The sequence below is a fragment of the Halorubrum sp. GN11_10-6_MGM genome, assembly GCF_005435165.1.
Lineage (GTDB): Archaea > Halobacteriota > Halobacteria > Halobacteriales > Haloferacaceae > Halorubrum.
The window spans coordinates 87,594-109,355 of record NZ_SGUC01000005.1; the positions used below are offsets into that span (position 1 = coordinate 87,594).

Genomic DNA, 21,762 nt, shown 5'->3' on the forward strand with positions numbered 1-21,762 from the left:
CTTACTGTTCCTCGTCGGAGTCGCCTTCTTCCGCCTGGATCGTCTTGATCCGCGCGATCGTCTTTTTCAGCTCGTTGACGCGGCCCGGGCTCTCCGGCATGCCGCCGGCCGCCCGCTGCGCCTTCGAGTTGAGCAGCTCGGTCTCGAGCTCCTCCAGTTCGACCTCTCGCTCCGCCGCGGTCATGTCGCGGATCTCGTCGGTGTAGAGGATCGCCATCTTACTCGTCCTCCTCGTCTTCCTCGTCGGCCGCCTCCATCTCCGCGACGAGGTCGGCCGCCTCGGACTCGATCTCTTCGTCGAGCTCGTCGAGCTCGTCGGCCTCCGCGTCGCCGACCGGCTCCTCCGCGGCGACGTCCGTCGCCTCGGCGGCCGTGTCTTGGGTCTCCTCGACGACTTCCTCGACGACCTCCTCGTCGATGACCTCCGTCGGGTCCTCGTCGGGCACGTCGACGTCGTCGTCGGCACCCACGTCGGGGACCTCCTCGGGCTCCTCTTCGAGGAGCGCCTCGACGCCCTCCTCGTCGCCGGCGTCGACCGCCGCCTGCTCGACCTCCGGGACCTCGGCGTCCTCGCGGACGTCGAAGTCGTCGGGAAGGGTCGCGCCCGGCGGGATGATCTTCACGTTGACGCCGATCGTCCCGAGCTTCATCACCGCGACGCCCTGGCCGTGGTCGACGACCTCCTCGGCGGGCTCGCCGTTGTGCTTGATGTAGCCGCGGTTGAACTTCTCGACGCGCGAGCGCGCGCCGGTGACCTTCCCGGACAGGACGATCTCGGCGCCCAGCGCGCCCGCGTCCATGATGCGGTCGATCGTCGTGTGACCGGCCTTCCGGAAGTACCAGCCGCGTTCGAGGGCGTTCGCGAGACGGTCCGCGACGATCTGCGCGTTCAGGTCGGGCTCGTCGACCTCCTGAACGTCGATCTGCGGGTCGTCCATGTCGAAGCGCTCCTCCAGCTCGGTGGTGATCTTGCGGATGTTCTTCCCGCCCTTCCCGATCACCATGCCGGGCTTTTCGGCCTTCAGGACGATCTGGGTGCCCATCGGCGTCTGGGCGACGTCCATCCCGCCGTAGCCGGCGCGGCCGAGCTCGTCCGCGAAGAACTCGTTGATCTGGGAACGGCGAAGGCCGTCCTCGATGAATTGGTGTTCGTCAGCCATTAGTTGTCAGCCTCCGGCTCCTCGATGATCAGTTCGACGTCCGCGAGCGTGGTGTTCCACTCCGTCGCGCCCGCGGCGCGGGGGTTCCGGCCGGGCCGCTCGCCGACCTTGTGAGGAGCGACGTGTTTGATCACCATCGCCTCGCCGTCGAACCCCTGTTCATCGGCGTTGTTCTTGACGTTCTCCAAGAGCTTGAGAAAGTCCTTGGCGGCCTTCTCGGGGTACCGTCCCGCGTCCCAGCCGTCGATGTCGGAGCGGTGCCCGGCGCCGGCGTTGTGCTGGCGCATGGGGACCGACGACTCCTCGTCGATGACCTCCCGGAGGAACTGTTCCGCGTCGGCGACCGTCTCGCCTTTGATCTCTCGGGAGATCTCCTTGCTGTCCTTCACGCTGATGGGCCGGTCGCGGAGCATCCCCTTGGCGGTGGTCTCCGGGTCGGCCTCGACGCTGTAGTTGATTCCCATGGGTTACTTGAGGGGCACGAACTTCGAGGACCGGGTCGCGCCGATGCCGGCCTGACCGTGTTCGACGGTGCTTCGGGTGAGGTGGAACTCACCGAGGTAGTGCCCGATCATCTCGGGCTCGACCTGCACGCGCTCGAAGCTGTGTCCGTTGTACACGGCGAAGGTGACGCCGACGAACTCCGGCAGGACCGGCATGTCGCGCAGGTGCGTCCGGATCGGGTCGTCCGCCGTCGTCTCCTTGTCGCGGCCTCGGACCGTCTCCAGCAGCTTCTGCTGTTCGGTGCTGAGACCGCGAACGATGCTTCGCCGCTGGCGTGCGGGGAGCAGTTCCGCGACCTCGTCTACGTCCATCTCCTGCAGCTCGTCGAGCGAGTGACCGCGGTAGGCGAACTCCTTGCCCTCGCGGCCGGTTCGGTAGTCTGAACTCATTTGTTGCCACCTCGTCCGGTGCGCTTGGATGCGATGTCACCGACCTTGCGTCCGGGCGGAGCGTTCCGCGAGACGGACTTCGGCTGACCGGGGTGTTGGCGACCACCGCCACCGAAGGGGTGGTCGACGGCGTTCATCGCGACGCCGCGGACGCGCGGGTATTTGGTGCCGCGCGCCTTCATCTTGTGGTGCTTGTTGCCGGCCTTGACGAAGGGTTTCTCCGTCCGGCCGCCGCCCGCGACCACGCCGATCGTGGCGCGGCACTGGGGGTCGAGCCGCTTCACTTCCCCGCTGGGAAGCTGGACGACCGCGACGTCGCGGTCGTGGGTGAGAAGCGTCGCCGACACGCCGGAGGCGCGCGCGAACTTCCCGCCGTCCCCGCGGTTACTCTCGACGTTACAGACGGGCACGCCCTCCGGGATCTCCGCCAGCGGGAGCGTGTTGCCCGGCTTGATCTCCGCCGAGACGCCGACCTGGATCGTCTCGCCCACGCGCACGCCTTCCGGCGCGAGCACGAGCCGACGGTCGTCGTCCTCGAACTCGACCTCCGCGAGGGGGGCCGAGCGGGCCGGGTCGTGTTCGATCCCGACGATCTCGCCGGTGACCGTGTCCACGTCTTCGAGCTTCTTGTGCGACAGTTCCGCCTTGTAACGGTGGGAGGGGGCCCGGAACGTCGGGCCGCCGCGTCCGCGCCGTTGTCCTTGGATTCGTCGTCCCATCTCAGAACACCCCGATGCGCGAGGCGATTTCGGTCGCGTCGTCGTCCGCGGACAGGGTGACGACCGCCTTCTTCTCGCCCTGCGGCGTCACCTGCGTGTTCACGTTGACGACGCCCACGTCGTAGCGCTCGGCGACCTCGGAGCTGATCTCCGGTTTGGTCGCGTCCACGTCGACGAGGAACAGCAGCTTGTTGTTGAAGTCCATCTCGTTCATCGCCTGCTCGGTGACGATCGGATGCTCGATGATCGAGTTCATCGGTCGGCCACCTCCGCGACGGCGCTTTCGGTCCACAGCGTGAGTCGGCCCGGGTGCGCGCCCGGCGCGAGGTCTTCTGCGTTGACCTCGCGCGCGGTCGCGACGTCGACGCCCGCGAGGTTGCGGGCGGCGCGGGACGGCTCCTCGCTGGTGACGACGAGGACGGACTTCGGCTGGCGGTACTTGCGGCCGCGGGCCTTCCCCTGTCCGGCGCGGACGGAGCGGCCCTCCTCGGCGCGAGCGATGTCGGCGTCGACGCCGACCGCTTCGAGCACGCCCAGGGCCTCCTGGGTCTTGGTGAGGTCCTCGAACTCGTCGCTCACGACGAGCGGGAGGTCGAGGTCCTCGTCGAACGCGTGGCCGCGCTCGGCGACGAGCTCGGCGTCGGTCGTGGCCGCGATGGCCGACCGGATCGCGAGCTGTCGCTCCTTATCGTTCAGCTGTTTCGACTGGTCCTTCTCGGCCTTCGGCGGGTGCGCGGCGCGCCCCGACACGGCGTGCGGGACGCGGCGAGCGACGTTCTCCTGTCGCGGCACGTGCGCGAGCCCGCGGCCGGAGCCGAACGACTCGGCGGGCGTCCGCAGCCCGGCGAACTCGTCGGCCCCGTAGGCCTGCTTCCGGTTTGCCTGAGCGGCGCCGACCGCGCGACCGATGAGGTCCGGTCGGAACGCGGTGTCGAAGACGGCCGGCAGATCGATCGTGCCGGCCTCGTCGCCGTCCAGGTCGTGTACTGTTGCGTTCATTGGTTATCCCTGGTTGGATTCGGTGGAAACGTACCGGACCTCGGGGTCGAGGCGCGGCTGGTCGTTCGGCCGGATGGCCGGGCGGAGTCGTAGCAGACGCTGGTCCGGACCGGGCAGCGAGCCCTTGATGAGCGCGTACTCGCCGTCGACCTCGCCGTAGTTGACGAAGCCGCCGTCGACGGAGGCGTCGTCGCCCTCGCCGAAGTCGATGAGGCGCTTGTTGAGCTCGGTGCGCTGGTGGTACCCGGTCTGGCCCTGCTGGGGCACGGTGGAGCGGACGCGGGAGGGGTTCCACGGACCGAGGTTGCCGATCCGGCGCCGCCATCCCTGACGGGCGTGTTTGCCCTTCCGCTTCTGGACGCCCCAGCGCTTGACGGGACCCTGCGTCCCCTTCCCCTTCGTGATGCCGGAGACGTCGGTGTACTGGCCGGCGCGGAAGACGTCGCCGAACTCGTGGGCGCCGCCCTCGGCGACCAGGTCCAGCGCGAAGTCGGCGCGCTCCTCGAGGGAGCCGCCGCCGACGCGCGTCTCCATGACGTCGGGCTTCTTCTTGGGAACGTTCGAGAGGTCCGAGGGCGCCGTGTGCGTGATGACGCGCAGGTCGTCGACGACGTCGTCGTCGAGCAGCGCGCGGAGCTCGTCGGCGTCCTCCTCGAAGGTGTCCTCCGCCGGGAGGTCGAGCGCGCGGTCGAGCTCCTCGTGGAACTCGGTCGCCCAGACCTCTTCGACCGGCTTCTGTCCGTACGGCGTGTCCTCGTAGGCTCGGACGGCGACGGCGTACATCGGCGGCGTCTCGACGACGGTGACGGGGACGGCCTCCTCCATCCCTTCACGCGGCGAGTTCGCCTCGTCGTTGACCATCATGACGTGGGTCATCCCGGCCTTGTAGCCGGCGAATCCCTGCAGCGCAGGGGCCCCATCGTCATCTGGCCACGAACGGATGCGCGGCACCTCGCTGTCTGCGCGGGTGCGTGGGCCGTAGCCCAGCGAGCCTTTTCGTGGTCGGCTTGGTTGTGGCATGTGTTTACTCCGTGAGTGTGAGCGAGCCGAGGGTCGCGAACAGAGCCTCCTCCGTCCGGACGACCTCGCTCGCCTGTGCCGGGATCGTGTTCAGCCAGAGGTCGAACCCCGGATCGGGTTCGACCGAGCGGCCGTCGGCGACGGCCGCCCGAATGCGGTCGGGCGAAAGCCCGAGCATCTCCGGAAGCCCCCGCTCGGGCGCGCCGAAGGCGACGGTGTAGCCGCCGGCCGTCCGCGCGTCCGAGACGAGGTCGCCGAGCCGCGAGACGGAGAGTTCTTCCCCGTGTCGCGACGTCGCGACGGCCAAGCCGTCGCGGGCGAGCGCTTCCGACAGGTCCGCGGCCACGACCTGGAAGCCGACCTCCGGCTTCCCGGTGATGCGGGCGCGGACCGGTTCTCTCGAAGAGACCCTGATGGTGACGCGCTCCCCCTGCTCGACCTCCATTCCGGAGGGAACGAGCAGGGAGATCGGGTGTTCCCGCAGCGGGGAATTGACCCGGACGCGGCCTTCAGGTCCGACCTCGGTCACGAGTCCCTGTGTTTTCGACTCTTCCCCGCTAGGGGTCGAGCCGGTCCGCCACGGCACGCGGAGCGGGGGTAAGACGCCGACGTACCGGAGTTCGTCGCGCTGCCCCCAGAGGTCCTTCCGGAGCTCCGGCGGCGTCGCGGCGTACCCCAGCACGGTGCGGACGTACTCCCCACCCCGTCGACCCTCGCCTTCCCTGTCGGGGAAGACGACGAGCCGATCCGCCCGGAACACCGCCGCCGCACGGGCGACGTAGCCGAGTTTGCGAGTCGCCTCGCGGTCGTCCTCGGCCTCCCGGACGAGCGAAGACGGAACACAGATCGTGAGCCCGTCTTCGGTACGCATCGTGGCGAGACTGTACACCTCGATTCCGGACGGCACCGTAAAAGGATAGCGGTCCCGATTTCGGGCTGTGCCGCGTTCACACGGGGTGTGACGGGGGATCTGGCCGCTCGATCGTGACAACCGTCACCGCGGTGGTCGGAGGCACGCCGGACCGGTGGCGGCGTTCAGACCGGGACGATCCGTGCGACCGGCGCGTCGCCGGCGTCGACCGCGACGAAGAGGTGGCCGGTGGCGGGTTCGACCGCGACCGCGCGCATCCGCCACTCCCGGTCGTCGAGCAGCGGGCCGCGCTCGGTGACGGTCGCGTCCTGACCGTCGCCGTCGACCGTGAACCGCCCGAGGTACCGCGCCGCGAGCGTGCCCGCGAAGAGGTCGCCGCGCCACTCCGGGAACGCGTCGCCGTCGTAGAAGACGGCGCCGCTCGGCGGGAAGCCGCCGGAGCCGCAGGGCCAGTAGTGGACCGGCGCGACCACGCCGTCGCGCTCGTCGTGGCCCGGAGCGAGGGGCTCGTCGGTCCCGTAGCGGCAGGCCTCGCTCGCGACCGGCCAACCGTAGTTGCCGCCGGCGTCGACGACGTTGATCTCGTCGCCGTCGCGCTCGCCGTGCTCGCACTGCCAGACCGCGCCGGTCTCGGGTCGCACGGTCATCGCCTGCGGGTTCCGGTGGCCGTAGCTGTAAACGGCGTCTGACGCGGCCGACTCGTCCGCGAACGGATTCTCGGGGTGAGGGTCGCCGTCCGGCGTCAGCCGCAGGGTCGCCCCCAGCTCGTTCGACCGGTCCTGCGAGACGTGGTCGGGGCCGAAGTCGGTGTCGCGCCGGTCGCCGACCGTGACGAACAGCGCGTCGTCGGGGCCGAACGTCGCGCGCGAGCCGAAGTGGAGGGCCGTGTCGCGGAAGGGCTCGGCGACGAAGATCGCCTCGAATCCGTCGAGCGCGGGCGCGCCGTCGCCGTCGAGCGAGAGCCGGCCGGCGCCGACGTGGGTCGTCGCGCCGTCCGCCCCGTCGCCCGCCGGGCTGTCGGCGGCGCTCGCCGAATACGTGAGGTACACGCGCGGGTCCTCCGGGTAGTCGGGGTGGACCGCGACGTCGAGCAGGCCGCCCTGCCCCTCCGCGACCACCTCGGGCGCGCCCGCGACCGGTTCGGTTTCTCCCGACTCGGGGTCGACGAGCGAGAGCCGACCCGGGCGCTCGGTGACCAGCAGGCGGCCGTCGCCGGGCAAAAAGGCGAGCCCCCACGGGTTCTCGAACCCGTCCGCGACGGTCTCGACGGCGTACTCCACCTCAGCGCCGTCGTCCGGCGAGGGGTCGTCGCCGTCGGGATCGTCGCCGGCGTCGGGGTCGCTCCCGGTCTCGCCGCCGAGACAGCCGGAGAGCGTCGGGAGCGCGGCGACCCCGGCGAGGCCGCCGGTCGCGCGGAGGGCGGTGCGTCTGTCGATGCGGTCGGAGGGGTCGGCCATCGTTCGGGTTCGGATCGAGGTCGGGGCGCGACGCCGATGACCCTTCCGCCGACCGGCGTTCGGAACCCTTATATCTCCGACCCGGGCTACGATCGGATGCGAAGCACGCACCGGTAGTGTAGTGGTATCACGCAACCTTGCCATGGTTGCAACCCGAGTTCAAATCTCGGCCGGTGCATTTTGCGAACGAAGTGAGCAAAATCACCGAGAGAGATTTGAACGCTATCAGTCGCGCGCAGCGAGCGGCGGAGCCGCGAGCGAGCACGTCTGATTCTGAGTTCAAATCTCGGCCGGTGCACTCCTTTCAGTCGCGCCCCGGCCTGACTCCCGCTCGCTGCGCTCGCGGGAGTCTCGGCCGGTGCCGTTCCTAATTACTTGAGTCGAATCTGAGAGGGATTCTTGTCGGTCGCGGCCGGCACGGATCGGTCCTCTCGCGGCACCGCACAGCACCTCACGCCTCCCCAGCCTCGTCGGCCTCCCTGCGGTCGGCCGACTCCCTCGCACGATCGCCGTTCGCGCCCGGCGGGCGCTCACGGGCGCGCGCCACCGCACCGCTTCACCCCTTTCGTCGGGAAATCGTTCCCCGACCGGTACTTTCAATCGGCGATCCGGCGAAGGCGTTCGCGTGACCGTACCAACGAAGACGCTCCCGAGCGGCGCCGAGATGCCGGCGCTCGGACTGGGCACGTACGACCTCGACGACGACGAGACGAAGGCGAGCGTCCGCGCGGCGCTCGACGCGGGCTACGCGCACATCGACACGGCCGAGGGGTACCACAACGAGCGAGCGATCGGCGACGCCCTCGCGGCGAGCGGCGTCGACCGCGACGACGTGTTTCTCACCTCGAAGGTGCTCGCGAAGAACCTCAACTACGAGTCGGTGATCGAGTCGTGCGAGGCGTCGCTCGACCGCCTCGGCACCGGCTACCTCGACCTCTACCTGATCCACTGGCCGAACCCCGCGATCTCGCTGCGCGAGACGCTCCGGGCGATGGCGGAGCTTCGCGACCGGGGACTCGTCCGCGACGTCGGCGTCTCGAACTTCAGCGCGTATCAGCTGAGCTGCGCGCACCATATTTCGGACGTGCCGATCGCCGTGAACCAGATCGAGTTCCACCCGTGGTTCCAGCGACCGGATCTGGTCGACTACTGCCGCGAGTCGGACACCGTGATCGAGGCCGCGGCCCCGCTCGCGCGGACGGACGTGTTCGGCGACGAGGTCGTCGCCGAGCTCGCGGAGAAGTACGAGGTACACCCGGCGCAGGTCGTCGTGCGGTGGGCGATCGACAGCGGCGTGGTCCCGCTCCCGCGCTCGTCGACGCCGGACCACGTCCGGGCGAACGCCGAGACGGACTGGGAGTTGGACGAGGCCGACCGGCGACGCCTCGACGAGCGCGACCGCGACGCGCCGGTGTACGACACGCCCGCCCGCGACTGGACGAGCGACGTGTACGGGATCGAGCAGTAGCGAGGCGAGGTTACGCCTCGTCGCCGAGCGCCACCGGCGCTCCCGTCTCGGCCGACTCGTAGACGGCGTCGAGCGCGCGGGCGTCGGTGAGCGCGTGCTCGCCGTCGGCGTGGAACGGCTCGTCCGCAAGCAGCTGGTGGCCGAAGTATGCGAACTCCGCTTCGATCTGGTGGACCTGCTCGAAGTCGAGGTCGACCCGAGTGCCGTCGCGGACGACGGCGAACCCGCGGTCCTCGCGCTCGTAGAACGCCGGGTCTAAGATCAGCCGCGCCTCCGTGCCGGTGACCTCCAGCCGGCTCGCGTGCTGAGCGTTCTGGCTCACCGAGCACTGGGCGTCGACGTCGCCCGGGAACTCCAGCCGGAACGTGGCGTGTTCGTCGACGCCGGCGAACGCCTCGTGCTCCGACCGGGTCCGCCCGGACACCCGTACCGGGTCCGCGCCGAGGACGAACCGCGTCGTGTTGAGCGGGTACACCCCCAGATCCATGACGGCACAGCCGCCGGAGAGCTCGGGGTCGAGCCGCCACTGGTCGGCGTCGCCGCCGAGCTCGCCGAGCATCGTCTGCGACATCGTCGCGTGGACGTGGATCACCTCGCCGGCGACGCCCGCGTCGAGCAGGTCGCGCAGCCGCCGGACGGCCGGGTCGGTCTGCATCCGGTAGCCGACCATCAGCGGGACGCCGGCGTCGCGGCACGCGGCCACGAGCCGGCGCGCGCGGTCGAGCGTCGCTTCGAGGGGTTTCTCACAGAGGACCGCCTTCCCCTGCTCCGCGGCGGCCTCGACGTACTCCAAGTGCGTCGCGTTCGGCGTCGCGACGTAGACGGCGTCGTACTCGTCGGCGGCCGCGCCGGACCGGAACGCCTCGGGCGTGACGCCGGTCAGGCCGCGCTCGGCCGCGACGGCCTCGACCGCGTCGGCGTCGACGTCGGTGACGACGGTCGCCTCGGTGTACGCCGACCGCTCGATCCCGGGCAGCGCCCACTCGCGGGCGAACCAGCCGAGACCGACGACCGCGACTCGGACGGGATCGGTGACCGCGTCGGGGTCGAGCGTCTCCCAGTCCCGGCGCGCGAACTCGTCGAGGTACTCCGCGAAGGCGGCGTCCATGCCCGGGTCTGGGCGGGCGGGCGTCAAATAACCACGGCGACGCGGCCGGGCGGACGGCCGGAATTGAGCGTCGCCCCCGACGACGTCACCGCGCCCACTCCCCGTCGTACTCCACCCGGGGTCGCTCGACGTCGATCCCGATCTCGCGGAGCGTCTCGGTCGCGCGCTCGACGGGCGCGGGGTCGGCGCGGTCGAGGGCGTCCTTGGTCGCCGCGGTGAACCGGACCGTCCACTCGCCGTCGATCACGACCGTCGCGTGCCGCGGGATGTCGGAGTGACCCTCCCACGAGTCAGCGAGGAGGTCGTACGACTCGGCGACGCCGCCGTGAAAGTCCGCGACGACCGGGAACGGGAGGGCGAACCGGTCGGCGTACGCGAACGCCGCGTACAGCGAGTCGCCCGTGAGCGCGACGACGGCGAGGTCGTCGCGGCCGTGCCACCCGGCGTCGCGGACCGCGGCGAACGCGGCGGTACAGGTCGGCACGAACGTCGCGGGCGCGAAACAGAGCGCGACCGCGTCGTGCGCCTCCACTAGGTCGAACAGCGCGATCTCCGCCGCCTCGGCCCCGACCACGGCGGGCGCGATGAAGTCGGGCGCCTTGACCCCGGCGTCGATCACGTCACAGCACCGTCCCGTGTTTCTTGTCCGGCAGGTCCTTCCGAACGTCCTCGTAGAAGTCGAACCGCGCGGCCAGTTCGGCGCGGAGGTCGGAGGGGGGTACGATCTCGTCGATGACGACCTCGCTCGCCATCCGGTGGACGTCGATCCCCTCGCGGTACTCCTCGCGCAGGCGCTCCTCCTCGGCGGCGCGCTCCTCAGGGTCGTCGATCTCGGCGAGCTTCCGGGCGTAGACGGCGTTGATCGCGGCCTCCGGGCCCATGATCCCGATCTCGCCGGAGGGGAGCCCGATCACGCTCTCGGGGTCGTAGGCGGGACCGCCCATCGCGTAGATGCCCGCGCCGTACGCCTTCCGGACGACGACGGTCTGTTTCGGGACCGTCGCCGAGGAGGTGGCGTAGATCATCTTCTTCCCCTTCTCCAAGATGGCGTCCTTCTCCACCTGCGAGCCGGCCATGAAGCCGGGCGTGTCACAGAGGTACAGGAGGGGGATCTCGTAGGCGTCGCAGGTCCAGATGAACTCCGCGGCCTTCTCCGCCGCGTCCGGGAAGATCGCGCCCGACCGCTCGGTCGGCTGGTTGGCGACGACGCCGACCGGGCGCCCGTCGATCCGACAGAACGCCGTGACGATCTCCGGTCCGTACCCCTCCTTCAGCTCGAACACCGACTCGGCGTCCGCGATCCGGTCGAGCAGGTCGTGGGCGTCGTACGGCCGGTTCGGCGCCTCGGGGATCAGCTCGTCGATCCCCGCCGGCGAGAACTTCGGCGGCTTCGTCTCGCGTTTCGGGGGCTTCTCGCCGGCCCGGTCGGGGAGGTAGCCGATCAGGTCCGCGACCAGCTCGCGGGCGTGCTCCTCGTCGCGCGCGATCAGGTCCGCGGAGCCGGACTCCTCGGCGTGGACGCGGGGGCCGCCCAGCTCCTCCAGGTCGATCTCCTCGCCGGTGACCATCTCGACCATCCGGGGCGAGGCGATCGCCATCGCGGACATCTCCTCCACCATGACGGTGAAGTCGGCGAAGACGGGCGTGTAGGCGGCGCCGGCGATACAGGGGCCGTAGAGGACGCAGATCTGCGGCACGGCGCCAGAGAGCATCGAGTGGTTGTAGTAGTACTTCCCGATCCCCTCGCGGTTGGCGAAGAAACCGGTCTGCTGGTCGATACGGCCGCCGGAGGAGTCCATCAGGTAGAGGACGGGGTTCCCCGTCTTCAGCGCGCGCTGTTGCATCCGGAGGAACTTCTCGACGCCCTTCGACGCCATCGACCCCGCCTTCACGGTGAAGTCGTTGGCCATGAAGTGGACGTCGCGCCCCTCGAACTCCGCCGCGCCCGTCAGGAGGCCGTCGCCCGGCAGTCGGTCGCCGCCCGCCTCGTTCCGTTCCCCGTCGTCGCCGGCGGGCGCGCTCGGGTGCCAGTCGTCGAACGCGGCGAACTTCCCGTCCTCGAATTTCACGCCCGCGGGGTCGCCGTCCGCCGCGTCCGCGTCGCCGGTCCCCCGAGTCCCGCCCTCGCCGCCGAACCAGAGGTCGAGGCGGTCGCGGACGAACAGCTTCCCCTGCTCGGAGAGCCGGTCGCGGTACTTCTCCGGGCCGCCCTCGCGGATGTCGGCTATCTCGTCGCGCAGGTCGCGCTCGCGGTCCGTGGGGCCGAGGTCGTCGTCGAGCGGATAGCTCGTCTCGGGCGGTTCGGCGCTGGCGACCGGCGTCTCGCCGTCGCCGACGTGGACGTCGACGTCGACGCCGAGGTGTTCCGCGAGCGACACCGCTATCGCCTCGGCCTCCTCGGGGGTCGCCGACGCGCCGACGTGGACTTTCATGGACGCAAGATTTGCGGAGAGTCCTAAACAGTTTTCCATGCGGGATTCGGCCCGGACCGGGCGACCGACCGCGCTCCGACGGGCGCGTCCCGCCGGCCGCGACGGCGCTCAGTCGTCGCCGACGGCCGCTTCCAACCGCTCGATCAGCGCCTCGTTGCCGACGTACAGCGGGACGCGCTGATGGACCGCCTCAGGCTCGACGTCGAGGATCGACCCGGCGCCGTCGGAGGAAGCGCCGCCCGCGCGCTCGACGATGTACGCGATCGGGTTCGCCTCGAACTGGAGCCGCAGCTTCCCTTCCGGCGCGCTGCGCAGCGCGGGGTACGCGAACACCCCGCCGTAGGTGAGCACTTGGTTCACGTCGCCGACCATCGCCCCGCCGTACCGGAGCTTCAGGTCGTCCTCGATAGAGCGGGCGAACGCGCGGAAGTCGCTCGGCCAGTCGGGGACGCGCCCGCCGAAGCCGTAGACGGTCGGCGTCTCCGGAAGCGTCAGGTCGGCCTCGACGACCGAGCGCGAAACCGCCGACCCGTCCTCGTCGCCGCCGTCGCGCTCGACGACCTCCTCGCGGACGCCCGACTCGTCGGCGACGATCATCGTCGTGATCGGGCCGTAGAGGACGTATCCGGCGGCGACGAGGTCGCGGCCGCTCGCCGGCAGCGGGGCGTCGTAGATCCCGACGACGGTCCCCATCGCGTTGTTCGACCGGAGGTTCGAGGAGCCGTCGAGCGGGTCGATCGCGACCGCGTAGGCGCCGCCGTCGGCCGCGTCGGTGCCTCCCGCGTCGTCGCTCCCGACCGCGCCGCCCGCGTCGACCGCCTCCTCGCGCTCCTCGCTGACGAACGAGCCGACGCCGTCGATCGCGGTGATCGCCTCGCCGAGCAGCTCGTCGGCGTACAGGTCGCCCGCCAGCACCGACTCGCCGGAGGCGTTCTCCGTCCCGGCCTCCACGCGGCGGCCGGGGAGCGCGGCGCGGATCTCGGGAGCCGTCGCCGCCACCGCGTCGAACACCGCCTCGACGGTCGCGTCGACGTCGGGGTCGCCGCCGTCGGCGCGGGGGGCGTGCGGGTCGGCCATCAGTCGGCGCTCTCGGCGACGGCGAGCGCCTCGCCGGGATCGGCCTCCTCGAAGATCACGGCTTCGAGGGCGTCGAGGATGCGCTCGGGGTCGTCGCGCTGGAAGACGTTTCGGCCGACGGCGATGCCGGTCGCCCCCGCGTCGATGGCGTTCGAGACGTTCCGGAGGAACTCCTCGTCGTCGCGCATCGTCCCGCCGGACATCACCACGTCGGCGGGGCCGGCCATCTCGACGGCGTGGCCCATCGCCTCGGCGGAGCCGGGGTACTTCACTTTCACCACGTCGGCGCCGAGCTCTAAGCCCAGCCGCGCGCCGTACGAGATCACGTCCGGGCTCCCGTCGTTGCGGAGCCCCTGTCCGCGCGGGTACGACCACATGACGACCGCCATGTCGTGCTCGCGGGCGCCCTCCTGCGCCTCGCGGAACTCCTCGGCCATCTCGACCTCGTGGTTCGACCCGCCGTAGACGGTGAACCCGACCGCGTCGGCGCCCAGCTCCGCCGCGTACTCGGGGGTACAGTTGACCGCGCTGTCGGGCTCGCCCCGCCAGAGGTTCGAGGTCCCGTTGAGCTTCAACAGGAGGTTCACCTCCTCGTCGTAGTCGGGGTAGTACGCCTCGGCGAGCCCCTTCTGGACGGCCAGCGAGGTGACCGCCTCGTGGGTGGCGAGCTCGAAGATCCGCTCGGGGTCGGCGGTGTCGGGGTTCGGCTCGAAGTCGACCGGGCCGTGTTCGATCCCGTGGTCGTACGCGAGGATGAGCGACTTGCCGTCGCGCGAGATGGAGTCGGCGGCGTGAGGAAGCATCAGTTCGTAGTTCAATCACATCGGTAAAAAGTACTATGGTCGTTTTAGCGGCCGTAAAGAAACGCGTTCGCGCGTCTCAGCGCCGTTGAAGTGAGTTAGGCGTGAAATAACTTCTCCCAATGATTACTACTCAGATAGTTAATTATCAGTATTCCGCAACGAATCAAGGCCGTCGTTCTCGAAGGCGCAATACTTACTTCCCGCGACGCGACACCGGTCCTCATGCGAACGCTCTCCGAGATCGAAGTCGTCGGCGTCGTCGGGGCCGGCACGATGGGCAACGGGATCGCACAGGCCGCAGCGACGGCGGGCTACGACGTGGTGATGCGCGACGTCGAGCGCGAGTACGTCGAACGCGGCCTCGACAGCGTCGAGGACAGCCTCGACCGGCTGGCCGGAAAGGACGCGCTCGACGAGGAGCCTGCGGCGATCCGCGACCGGATCGCGGGGACGACCGCCCTCGACGACCTCGCGGACGTCGACGTCGCGGTCGAGGCCGTGATCGAGGACCTCGACGTGAAGCGGGACGTGTTCGCCGACCTCGACCGCGTCACCGACGACGACGTCGTCCTCGCGACGAACACCTCCACGCTCTCTATCACGACGATCGCGAGCGCGACCGACCGCGCGAGCGACGTGGTCGGCCTCCACTTCATGAACCCCGTCCCGATCATGGACGGCGTCGAGGTCGTGGTGGGCGAGCGCACCGACCCCGCGGTCGTCGACTTCGCGCACGCGTTCGCCGAGGACCTCGGCAAGGAGACGTGGGAGGCCGACGACAAGCCCGGCTTCGTCACCAACCGGATCCTGATGCCGTGGATAAACGAGGGGGTCCGCGCGTACGACGAGGGCGTCGCCTCGAAGGCCGACATCGACCGCGGAATGAAGCTCGGTACGAACGTTCCGATGGGGCCGCTCGAACTCGCCGACCACATCGGTCTCGACGTTGCGCTCGACGCGAGCGAGACGCTCCACGAGGAGCTCGGCGACCGCTACAAGCCCGCCTACCTCCTCAAGCGCAAGGTCGAGGCCGGCGACCTCGGGAAGAAGACCGGGCGCGGGTTCTACGAGTACGAGTAGCCGAAATCGGCCCTACGAAGGGATCACGCGCCCTTCGCGTCGCCGTCGCGGTCGTCGCCCGCGGTCCACCGACGCGCGCCGGGTAGCAGTCCGACCAGCTTCGTCACGTAGCCGAACCGGAACAGGCCGAGCTGCGAGAGCGCCCCGAGGACGAACACCGCGAGGAACGCGGGCGCGGAGAGGTCGAAGAGGAGGGGCTCCACCGTCGTCTCCGCCGCGGCCGTCTCGAAGGCCGCGGGCGTGAGCGACCGCGAGGCGAACGCCGCGCCGATGAGCGCGGTCGAGACCACGAGCGTCGTGCGCGTGAGGACGAACCCGAACAGCGCGCCGACCGCGACGCCCGCGAGCGTCGCGCCGACGAGCAGCGCGGTCCCCTCGATCCCCGCCGCGTCGGCCGCGTAGAAGGGGCCGACCGCGAACCGCCCGGCGAACCCGCCGACGACCGCGCCGATCCCCAGCACCGCGAACGAGAGCCCGGCGTACGCGAGGAAGCCGCCGAGGAGGCCGCCGACGCCGACCGCGCCGGCGGTCAGGACCGCGCCGTCGACCGCGATCAGGCCGACGACGTTCGGCGCGAGGAGGTAGCCGGCGCCGGCGCCGACGAGCAGCCCCGTCAGCGTCACCGCGTAGACGGAGACCGCCGCGCCGACGAACGCGAGCGCGAGCCCCGCGAGGACCAGACCGCCGTTGAGTGGGGTGAGCATACGCTACCGTGGCGGTCGCTGGTACTTAAATTGTCGAGAGAGAGGCGACGGGATGGCTCCCGGACGCGTGGCGACCGCCTCACCGCGCCCGGCTCGCCGCCTGCCGGTCGAGGTAGCGCGTGTACCCGCCGACGGCGAGGCCGAAGCCGACGACGAGCAGGACGAACCCGAGGAAGCGGCTCGTCCCGACGGTCATCACCGCGAGGACGACCCCGAACAGTAGCGCGAAGACGCCGGCGACGACCACGCCGACATCCAGCAGCGGGGACGGCTGGATCGCGCGGCAGTGCGGACAGATCCGCGCGTCGGTCGGGATCGGCTCGCGGCAGTCGACGCAGCGGACGCGGTCGCCGGACACGTGGGGCGGTTCGGCCGCGACCGGTTTGGCTCTGTTGACTGCGCGGGAGCCGGTAGGACGTGTCTGCTAATCGGACTGGTGTGTCATACAGTGCTCGCCGGAACGGATGATTTTCGGCTGGCCGCATATTTATATGACCATCGCAAAATACAAACTAAAATGTCGAAACGAAGACGCCGTGAGGTCCTCGGAGCCCTCGCGGTGGCCCTCACTGCCGGCTGTGTTTCGGACGACGAACCGCGGGTGGAAATTCGCGAGATAGACGTGGTGAATCTGCGGGAGGAAAGTGTGGAGGTTACGGTGGTTGCGGAGCGAGTCGACGAGACGGTATACGAAGATACGTTCGAATTTAGCCCGAAGCAAGGCGGATCGACCGATGGGGTACATTTAGAGGAGGATTGGATGAGTGGTGAGGGAGACCTGGAAGTCACGATAGCTGCTGATTCGATCGACGAAGCCAGTCTGTCCACGGAGAGTTTGGCGCAAGACCGTGAGGACGACGAGTGTGTCTCTGTATTCAGTACCGTCGACGAGAACGGCGTCGGCGTGTACTACGCTGAAATTGAGTGCTGACGGCTCGCGAAACGAGCGCAGGGGGCGGATTTTCGCCGTCTCCCTCGCTCAGTCCGCGCCCGCCGCCGCGGCCGGCTCGTCTTCCACGTCCAGCGTCTCCTCCACCTGCGTGACCACCGCGAACAGCGCGAGCGCGGCGGCCGCGGCGCCGACCGCGAAGGGGACGACGAAGCCGAAGCCGTAGAGCCACCCGGACGCCAGCGGGCCGAGGGCGACCCCGAAGCCGAACCCCATCGTGAGCACCGAGAGCGTGGTCCCGGACTCGCCCTCGCGGGCGAGGTCGCCGGCGAGCGCGAGCGACGGGGCGAACACGCACGCGACCGCGACCCCCTGCCCGAGCCGGACGAGCATCATCAGCGCGGGCTCCGTCACGATCCCCTGAAAGAGCGTCGTCGGGATCAACAGGAGGAACCCGGCGACGAGGAACGGACGGCGACCGATCCGGTCGCTGGCGCGTCCCACCGGGACTTGGAAGATCACGTTGGCGATCGTCACGGCCGCGAACTGCGCGCCGAACCACACGGGCGGCTGGTCCAGCCGGACGTTCACCTGGTTCTGGAGCGTCGCGAACAACGCGATGCACGCGCCCATCGCGACGGTGGCGAGCCCGAGCGTGAACACGGGGTCGAGCAGGCGGTCCTCGCCGCGGACCCGGATCGAGACGTCGTCGCCCGCCTCGGCGGTGTCGTCGGCGTCGCGGACGAGCAGGAACACGAGGGCGAAGCTGAGGTACGCCCCCGCGCAGGCTGCGACGAAGGCGGCGTCGAAACCGTCGAGGACCGGGAGCCCGACCGGCGAGAGGTCGTACGGGCCGGCCTCGACGACGGCGCCCGCGAGGACCGGACCGAAGCCGAATCCGATGAGCCGGAAGGTGTTGTACACGCCGAAGTTCCCGCCGCGGTCGGCGTCGCCCGCGGCGTACTCGTTCACCAGCGCGACCGTCGCGGGGATGATGAGCGCCGCCCCGAGCCCCTGTATCGCCCGCAGCGCGACGAGCGCCGGGTAGCTCGTCGCGACCGTGTACAGGCCGCTCGCGGTGCCGAGGAGGAGGATGCCGGCGAGGACGAAGGGTCGTCTCCTGCCGACGCGGTCGGAGAGGCGTCCGGTGAACGGCTGCGAGAGGCTGTTGAGGAAGCCGAACAGCGAGAGGACGATCCCGATGAGCAGGGGTTCGGTCAGCGTGACCGCGGCCGCGCCGACGCCGACCTCGGCGCCGAGCAGCGACTCGATATCGACGAGGTCGCTGGTGATGTACAGCGGGAGGACGACGATGAGAAAGGAGTTCCCGGCCGCGCCGACCATCCGCGCGAGCGCCAGCACGATCACGCGCCGGTCGGTCTCGGCGATATCGGTGAGCGACCCCATTCACTACGGGTTCGGAGCGGAGAATAAAGGCGCTTGTGAACGGCGGGAGTCGATCCGGTTCCGGACGGATCCCGGGTCGCCCGCGAGACCGACCGAGTCGGGAGGTCGCCGGCGAGACTAAGCCGGGCGGGGGAGAGGTCGCCGGCGGCGTCGGGGGGTCAGGTGGTCGCCGGCGTCCGCTTGTCGACGCCGCGAACCTCGAACCGCGCACCGCCGTTCTCGGCCGTCGTCGCCTCGACCGTCCACCCGTGCGCGGTGGCGATCTCTTTGACGATCGCGAGGCCGAACCCGGTGTTGCCCGCGGCGCCGCTCTCGCCGGGGTCGAAGATCGAACCGGCGATCTCGGGGTCGATCCCCGGTCCGTCGTCCTCGACGAAGAAGCCGTCCGGGAGGTCGCCGACGCGGATCGAGACGTCCTCGCCGACGTGGTCGACGGCGTTACGCATCAGGTTCTCGAAGAGGTTTCGGAGGCGGTCCGGGTCGGCGAGCACCTCGCGGTCGGTCTCGACCGAGAGCGTCGCCTCCCCCGTGTCGACGGTCGACCAGCTGTCGACGACGACGTCGGCGAGGTCGACGTGTTTCGGGTCGCCGACCGTCTCGCCCTCGCGGGCGAGCGCGAGCGTGCGCTCGACGATCGACTCCATCCGGTCGAGCGCGGCGAGCGCGGCGTCGAGGTTCTCCGCGTCGCCCGACGCCTCGCGCGCCAGTTGGACGCGTCCCTGCGCGACGTTGAGGGGGTTCCGCAGGTCGTGCGAGACGATGCTCGCGAAGGAGTCGAGCCGGTCGTTCTGGCGTTCGAGGGCCGCCTCGCGGTCCTTGAACGCCGTGATATCCTCTTGGAATCCGACCCAGTGCGTGACGGTCCCGTCGGCGTCGCTGATCGGGGCGATGCTCACCCGGTTCCAGAACTCGGTCCCGTCTTTCCGGTAGTTCAACAGCTCGACGCTCGTCGGCTCTTCGGCGTCGATCGCGTCGTGGAGCTGCTGGACCGACGCCTCCTCGGTGTCCGGTCCCTGGAGGAACCGGCAGTTGACGCCGATCGACTCCTCGCGATCGTAGCCGGTCATCTCGACGAACCGATCGTTGACGTACACCATCGGGTTGTCCTCCTGTTCGGGGTCCGTGATGGTGATCCCGACCGGCGCCTCGTCGAGCGCGCGGGTCTTCGTCTCCAGCTCCTCGCGGCGCTCGCGCTCGTCGGAGACGTCGCGGAGGATACCGACGCTGCCCTCGAAACACTCCCCGTCGTACGGCAGCGCCGCCATGTGGTCCCGACAGGGCACGGGCTCGCCCTCCTTCGGAACGATGTCGACGCCGAAGTGCTGGACGTCCGGCCCGTCGTCGGAGAGGATCGTGCCGAGCCGGTCCTCGGCCTCTTTGACGGCCGCGTCGTCTTTGATCAGCTCCGGCTTGCTCCCGATTATCTCCTCGCGGTCGTAGCCGGTGAGTTCGGCGAACGGCTCGTTGACGAACCGGAAGACGCCGGTTCCGTCGACGACGTAGACGGGGTAGCCGAGCGCCTCGATGACCGTCGAGTAGCGCTCGGCGATCTCCTTCGTCCGGTACTCGTCGACCGCCTGATCGACGCGGTTCGCGAGCCGACGGAGCTGCTCGGGACCGCCCTTCTGGAAGTAGCCGGTGACGCCGGCGTTGAGCGCCTGACTCGCGATCTCCTCCGATCCCTTCCCGGTGTACAGCACGAACGGCACCTTCTGGTGGCGCTCGCGCAGCGCTTCGAAGAACTCCAGTCCGTCCATCGGGGGCATGTCGTAGTCGCTGACGATACAGTCGAACTGCCTCTCGTCGAGCCGGTCGAGCGCGGTCTCCGGGTCGGTCACGCTCGTCACCGCCACCGCGTCGAGCTCCCGCTCGAAGTACGCCTCGGCGAGGTCGAGGACGGACGGGTCGTCGTCGACGTGTAGCACGTCGATCGCTGCGGGCATAGGCACGTGAACGGGCGCGCGGAATAAACGACTACCGACCCGGCTATCGGATCTGGATCTGCGGCGTCGACGGTGAGGGCGAGAGGCGGCAGAGAGTGAGCGGCGGCGAGCCGGGAGCCAGAATTCGGCGACTCGTTTCACTTCCGGCGCGCGTGGCGGATTCTTAAGGCCGCGGAGCGCGGAGCCGAACGCGACGAGCGGGGGAAACGATGGCGCTGGACACATTCGCTCACGACGAGGGGGACGACGCGCCCGACCGCGTGGTCTGTCACGTCGACATGGACTGCTTTTACGCCTCCTGCGAGCGGCTGCGCCGCCCCGACCTCGCCGGCGAGCCCGTCGTGGTCGGGATGGGGTACGAGCCGGGGGAGTCGATCGGCGCGGTCGCGACCGCGAGCTACGAGGCCCGCGCGTTCGGCGTCGACAGCGCCATGCCGATCTCGGAGGCGCTGGAGCTGCTCCCGCGCCGCGAGGCCGCGGACCCGGACGACCCGGACGCGCCCGACCCCGGGGAGACCGGTCGGTACCTCTCCGTCGACCTCGACTTCTACGAGGAGGTCGCGGACGAGGTGAAGTCGGTGCTCCGAGACTGCGCCGACACCCGCCGCGAGGTGAGCATCGACGAGGCGTACCTCGACGTCACCGATCGGACCTCGTGGGCGGTGGCGGGGGGCGGCGGGGACGACGACGGCGGAGGCGACGGGACAGACTCCGACCCCGCAGACCCGCCGCCGAGCGGCGCCGCCGGCCCCGCCGACGTGCGGACGCTCGCCGAGGGGTACGCTCGGTACGTCAAAGACCGGATCGAGCGGGAGGCCGGGGTGCCGGCGAGCGTCGGCGTCGCGCCGAACATGTCGGCCGCGAAGGTCGCCAGCGACGCCGACAAGCCGGACGGCCTCGTCGTCGTCCCGCCGGGGTCGGTCGCCGAGTTCCTCGCGCCGCTGCCGACCGCCGACGTCCACGGCGTCGGCCCGGTGACCGAGCGGACGCTCGCCGAGATGGGGATCGAGACCGCGGGCGACCTCGCCGCGGCCGACCGCGATCGCCTCGCCGACGCGCTCGGCGAGCGGGGGCCGGAGCTCTCCCGGCGCGCCGCGGGCGACGACGACCGCGAGGTGACGCCGACCGGCCTCCCGAAGAGCCTCTCGCGGGAGTCCGCGCTGCCGACGACCGCCGACGAGGCGACGAAGCGCGAGACCGTCTCGGCGCTCGCCGCGGACGTCGCCCGCCGCGCCCGCGAGCGCGGCTGCCTCTACCGCACCATCGGGATCAAGGCGGTCGAGCCGCCGTTCGACGTCAACACCCGCGCCCGGAGCCTGCCCGGCCCCGTCGACGACCCCGACCTCGTCGAGGAGGTCGCGCTGGATCTCCTCGGGGAGTTCGACGAGACCCGCGTCCGCAAGCTCGGCGTGCGCGTCTCCAAGCTCGACTTCGCCGAGACCGACCAGGCGACGCTCGGCGGGTTCGAAGCCGGAGAGAACGACCGCGAGGACGGGGAACGACGCTCGGGCCGAACCGACCGCGGGGGCGACGGCGGGAAGCTCACCGACTGGGTCGGCGGCCCGCCGGCGCGCGGCGACGGGGAGGCCGAGTCGGAGTCCGGGGCCGACCGGCGCGAGCCCGACGAGGGGCAGGCGTCGCTCGGCGACTGGGGATGATCCGGGCCGGGCGGGGCGCCGCCGGGCGCACCCGAGCCGCGTGGGTGCCGGGTATTTACGCGCCGAGCGACGAC

General features: G+C 70.3%; 23 protein-coding genes and 1 tRNA gene. 5 read left to right on the forward strand and 19 right to left on the reverse strand.

Annotated features, from left to right (window positions below; all coding sequences use genetic code 11):
• Position 1: 1 nt before the first annotated feature.
• The 10 genes from rpmC to EXE46_RS04315 all read right to left on the reverse strand — a co-directional run bounded on the left by rpmC (position 2) and on the right by EXE46_RS04315 (position 7,119).
• Positions 2-217, reverse strand: coding sequence for a 50S ribosomal protein L29 (rpmC, locus tag EXE46_RS04270; protein ID WP_137687255.1), 216 nt, complete (start codon positions 215-217; stop codon positions 2-4).
• Position 218: 1 nt separating this feature from the next.
• A complete protein-coding gene (locus EXE46_RS04275) occupies positions 219-1,160 on the reverse strand; it encodes a 30S ribosomal protein S3 (RefSeq protein ID WP_137687256.1) in 942 nt (313 codons plus the stop codon).
• Positions 1,160-1,624: a 50S ribosomal protein L22 gene (locus tag EXE46_RS04280; RefSeq protein ID WP_137687257.1), complete on the reverse strand. Its 465-nt coding sequence runs from the start codon at positions 1,622-1,624 to the stop codon at positions 1,160-1,162. The genes EXE46_RS04275 and EXE46_RS04280 overlap by 1 nt, the downstream gene beginning before the upstream one ends.
• A 3-nt stretch (positions 1,625-1,627) precedes the next feature.
• A complete protein-coding gene (locus EXE46_RS04285) occupies positions 1,628-2,053 on the reverse strand; it encodes a 30S ribosomal protein S19 (RefSeq protein WP_137687258.1) in 426 nt (141 codons plus the stop codon).
• Positions 2,050-2,772 carry a 50S ribosomal protein L2 gene (locus EXE46_RS04290; RefSeq protein ID WP_137687259.1) on the reverse strand — a complete coding sequence of 241 codons (723 nt, stop codon included), beginning with the start codon at positions 2,770-2,772 and terminating at the stop codon, positions 2,050-2,052. The genes EXE46_RS04285 and EXE46_RS04290 overlap by 4 nt, the downstream gene beginning before the upstream one ends.
• A 1-nt stretch (position 2,773) precedes the next feature.
• Positions 2,774-3,028 carry a 50S ribosomal protein L23 gene (locus EXE46_RS04295; protein ID WP_137687260.1) on the reverse strand — a complete coding sequence of 85 codons (255 nt, stop codon included), beginning with the start codon at positions 3,026-3,028 and terminating at the stop codon, positions 2,774-2,776.
• Positions 3,025-3,771 carry a 50S ribosomal protein L4 gene (rpl4p, locus tag EXE46_RS04300; protein WP_137687261.1) on the reverse strand — a complete coding sequence of 249 codons (747 nt, stop codon included), beginning with the start codon at positions 3,769-3,771 and terminating at the stop codon, positions 3,025-3,027. The genes EXE46_RS04295 and rpl4p overlap by 4 nt, the downstream gene beginning before the upstream one ends.
• Before the next feature lie 3 nt (positions 3,772-3,774).
• Complete coding sequence (locus EXE46_RS04305) at positions 3,775-4,791, reverse strand: 50S ribosomal protein L3 (protein WP_137687262.1); 1,017 nt, start codon at positions 4,789-4,791, stop codon at positions 3,775-3,777.
• 4 nt (positions 4,792-4,795) lie between these two features.
• Positions 4,796-5,662, reverse strand: coding sequence for a putative RNA uridine N3 methyltransferase (locus tag EXE46_RS04310; protein ID WP_137687263.1), 867 nt, complete (start codon positions 5,660-5,662; stop codon positions 4,796-4,798).
• A gap of 164 nt (positions 5,663-5,826) precedes the next feature.
• Positions 5,827-7,119: a PQQ-dependent sugar dehydrogenase gene (locus tag EXE46_RS04315; protein WP_137687264.1), complete on the reverse strand. Its 1,293-nt coding sequence runs from the start codon at positions 7,117-7,119 to the stop codon at positions 5,827-5,829.
• 107 nt (positions 7,120-7,226) lie between these two features.
• On the opposite strand from EXE46_RS04315, the gene EXE46_RS04320 reads away from it, so the two are divergent.
• Positions 7,227-7,297, forward strand: a tRNA-Gly gene (locus EXE46_RS04320).
• Positions 7,298-7,744: 447 nt separating this feature from the next.
• A complete protein-coding gene (locus EXE46_RS04325) occupies positions 7,745-8,587 on the forward strand; it encodes an aldo/keto reductase (RefSeq protein ID WP_137687265.1) in 843 nt (280 codons plus the stop codon).
• Positions 8,588-8,597: 10 nt separating this feature from the next.
• Here EXE46_RS04325 and gfo6 read toward each other — a convergent pair whose 3' ends face one another.
• From gfo6 to EXE46_RS04350, 5 genes are all read right to left on the reverse strand, one after another.
• Positions 8,598-9,695, reverse strand: a complete 1,098-nt coding sequence (gene gfo6, locus EXE46_RS04330) for a D-xylose 1-dehydrogenase Gfo6 (protein ID WP_137687266.1) — start codon at positions 9,693-9,695, stop codon at positions 8,598-8,600.
• Between the two features lie 85 nt (positions 9,696-9,780).
• A complete protein-coding gene (locus EXE46_RS04335) occupies positions 9,781-10,314 on the reverse strand; it encodes a redoxin domain-containing protein (protein ID WP_137687267.1) in 534 nt (177 codons plus the stop codon).
• 1 nt (position 10,315) lies between these two features.
• Positions 10,316-12,127: an acyl-CoA carboxylase subunit beta gene (locus EXE46_RS04340; RefSeq protein ID WP_137687268.1), complete on the reverse strand. Its 1,812-nt coding sequence runs from the start codon at positions 12,125-12,127 to the stop codon at positions 10,316-10,318.
• Positions 12,128-12,235: 108 nt separating this feature from the next.
• Positions 12,236-13,204 carry a class 1 fructose-bisphosphatase gene (locus EXE46_RS04345; RefSeq protein ID WP_137687269.1) on the reverse strand — a complete coding sequence of 323 codons (969 nt, stop codon included), beginning with the start codon at positions 13,202-13,204 and terminating at the stop codon, positions 12,236-12,238.
• Entirely contained in the window at positions 13,204-14,007 is an 804-nt protein-coding gene (locus tag EXE46_RS04350) for a class I fructose-bisphosphate aldolase (RefSeq protein ID WP_137687270.1), read from the reverse strand. The genes EXE46_RS04345 and EXE46_RS04350 overlap by 1 nt, the downstream gene beginning before the upstream one ends.
• Positions 14,008-14,229: 222 nt before the next feature.
• On the opposite strand from EXE46_RS04350, the gene EXE46_RS04355 reads away from it, so the two are divergent.
• Positions 14,230-15,087 carry a 3-hydroxyacyl-CoA dehydrogenase family protein gene (locus tag EXE46_RS04355; protein ID WP_137687271.1) on the forward strand — a complete coding sequence of 286 codons (858 nt, stop codon included), beginning with the start codon at positions 14,230-14,232 and terminating at the stop codon, positions 15,085-15,087.
• 23 nt (positions 15,088-15,110) lie between these two features.
• Here the strand turns inward: EXE46_RS04355 and EXE46_RS04360 are convergent, their stop codons facing one another.
• Both EXE46_RS04360 and EXE46_RS04365 read right to left on the reverse strand, forming a co-directional pair.
• Positions 15,111-15,791, reverse strand: coding sequence for a phosphate ABC transporter permease (locus EXE46_RS04360; protein WP_137687272.1), 681 nt, complete (start codon positions 15,789-15,791; stop codon positions 15,111-15,113).
• Positions 15,792-15,870: 79 nt separating this feature from the next.
• On the reverse strand, positions 15,871-16,149 hold the full coding sequence (locus tag EXE46_RS04365; RefSeq protein WP_137687273.1) for a zinc ribbon domain-containing protein: 279 nt from the start codon (positions 16,147-16,149) through the stop codon (positions 15,871-15,873).
• Positions 16,150-16,308: 159 nt separating this feature from the next.
• Between EXE46_RS04365 and EXE46_RS04370 the strand changes: the two genes are divergently transcribed.
• Positions 16,309-16,722, forward strand: coding sequence for a hypothetical protein (locus tag EXE46_RS04370; RefSeq protein ID WP_241981491.1), 414 nt, complete (start codon positions 16,309-16,311; stop codon positions 16,720-16,722).
• 48 nt (positions 16,723-16,770) lie between these two features.
• Here the strand turns inward: EXE46_RS04370 and EXE46_RS04375 are convergent, their stop codons facing one another.
• Both EXE46_RS04375 and EXE46_RS04380 read right to left on the reverse strand, forming a co-directional pair.
• Positions 16,771-18,087, reverse strand: a complete 1,317-nt coding sequence (locus EXE46_RS04375; RefSeq protein WP_137687274.1) for an MFS transporter — start codon at positions 18,085-18,087, stop codon at positions 16,771-16,773.
• 158 nt (positions 18,088-18,245) lie between these two features.
• Complete coding sequence (locus EXE46_RS04380) at positions 18,246-20,030, reverse strand: PAS domain S-box protein (protein WP_137687275.1); 1,785 nt, start codon at positions 20,028-20,030, stop codon at positions 18,246-18,248.
• Positions 20,031-20,239: 209 nt separating this feature from the next.
• Between EXE46_RS04380 and EXE46_RS04385 the strand changes: the two genes are divergently transcribed.
• Entirely contained in the window at positions 20,240-21,688 is a 1,449-nt protein-coding gene (locus EXE46_RS04385) for a helix-hairpin-helix domain-containing protein (protein WP_137687276.1), read from the forward strand.
• Positions 21,689-21,762 lie beyond the last annotated feature (74 nt).

Coding starts and splice junctions, on each gene's coding strand:
- EXE46_RS04275 (WP_137687256.1), bottom strand. CDS start 1,160: ATGGCTGACGAACACCAATTCATCGAGGACGGCCTTCGCCGTTCCCAG.
- gfo6 (WP_137687266.1), bottom strand. CDS start 9,695: ATGGACGCCGCCTTCGCGGAGTACCTCGACGAGTTCGCGCGCCGGGAC.
- rpl4p (WP_137687261.1), bottom strand. CDS start 3,771: ATGAACGCAACAGTACACGACCTGGACGGCGACGAGGCCGGCACGATC.
- EXE46_RS04385 (WP_137687276.1), top strand. CDS start 20,240: ATGGCGCTGGACACATTCGCTCACGACGAGGGGGACGACGCGCCCGAC.
- EXE46_RS04310 (WP_137687263.1), bottom strand. CDS start 5,662: ATGCGTACCGAAGACGGGCTCACGATCTGTGTTCCGTCTTCGCTCGTC.
- EXE46_RS04290 (WP_137687259.1), bottom strand. CDS start 2,772: ATGGGACGACGAATCCAAGGACAACGGCGCGGACGCGGCGGCCCGACG.
- EXE46_RS04305 (WP_137687262.1), bottom strand. CDS start 4,791: ATGCCACAACCAAGCCGACCACGAAAAGGCTCGCTGGGCTACGGCCCA.
- rpmC (WP_137687255.1), bottom strand. CDS start 217: ATGGCGATCCTCTACACCGACGAGATCCGCGACATGACCGCGGCGGAG.
- EXE46_RS04360 (WP_137687272.1), bottom strand. CDS start 15,791: ATGCTCACCCCACTCAACGGCGGTCTGGTCCTCGCGGGGCTCGCGCTC.
- EXE46_RS04375 (WP_137687274.1), bottom strand. CDS start 18,087: ATGGGGTCGCTCACCGATATCGCCGAGACCGACCGGCGCGTGATCGTG.
- EXE46_RS04370 (WP_241981491.1), top strand. CDS start 16,309: ATGTCGAAACGAAGACGCCGTGAGGTCCTCGGAGCCCTCGCGGTGGCC.
- EXE46_RS04345 (WP_137687269.1), bottom strand. CDS start 13,204: ATGGCCGACCCGCACGCCCCCCGCGCCGACGGCGGCGACCCCGACGTC.
- EXE46_RS04295 (WP_137687260.1), bottom strand. CDS start 3,028: ATGAACTCGATCATCGAGCATCCGATCGTCACCGAGCAGGCGATGAAC.
- EXE46_RS04355 (WP_137687271.1), top strand. CDS start 14,230: ATGCGAACGCTCTCCGAGATCGAAGTCGTCGGCGTCGTCGGGGCCGGC.
- EXE46_RS04340 (WP_137687268.1), bottom strand. CDS start 12,127: ATGAAAGTCCACGTCGGCGCGTCGGCGACCCCCGAGGAGGCCGAGGCG.
- EXE46_RS04280 (WP_137687257.1), bottom strand. CDS start 1,624: ATGGGAATCAACTACAGCGTCGAGGCCGACCCGGAGACCACCGCCAAG.
- EXE46_RS04350 (WP_137687270.1), bottom strand. CDS start 14,007: ATGCTTCCTCACGCCGCCGACTCCATCTCGCGCGACGGCAAGTCGCTC.
- EXE46_RS04285 (WP_137687258.1), bottom strand. CDS start 2,053: ATGAGTTCAGACTACCGAACCGGCCGCGAGGGCAAGGAGTTCGCCTAC.
- EXE46_RS04315 (WP_137687264.1), bottom strand. CDS start 7,119: ATGGCCGACCCCTCCGACCGCATCGACAGACGCACCGCCCTCCGCGCG.
- EXE46_RS04380 (WP_137687275.1), bottom strand. CDS start 20,030: ATGCCCGCAGCGATCGACGTGCTACACGTCGACGACGACCCGTCCGTC.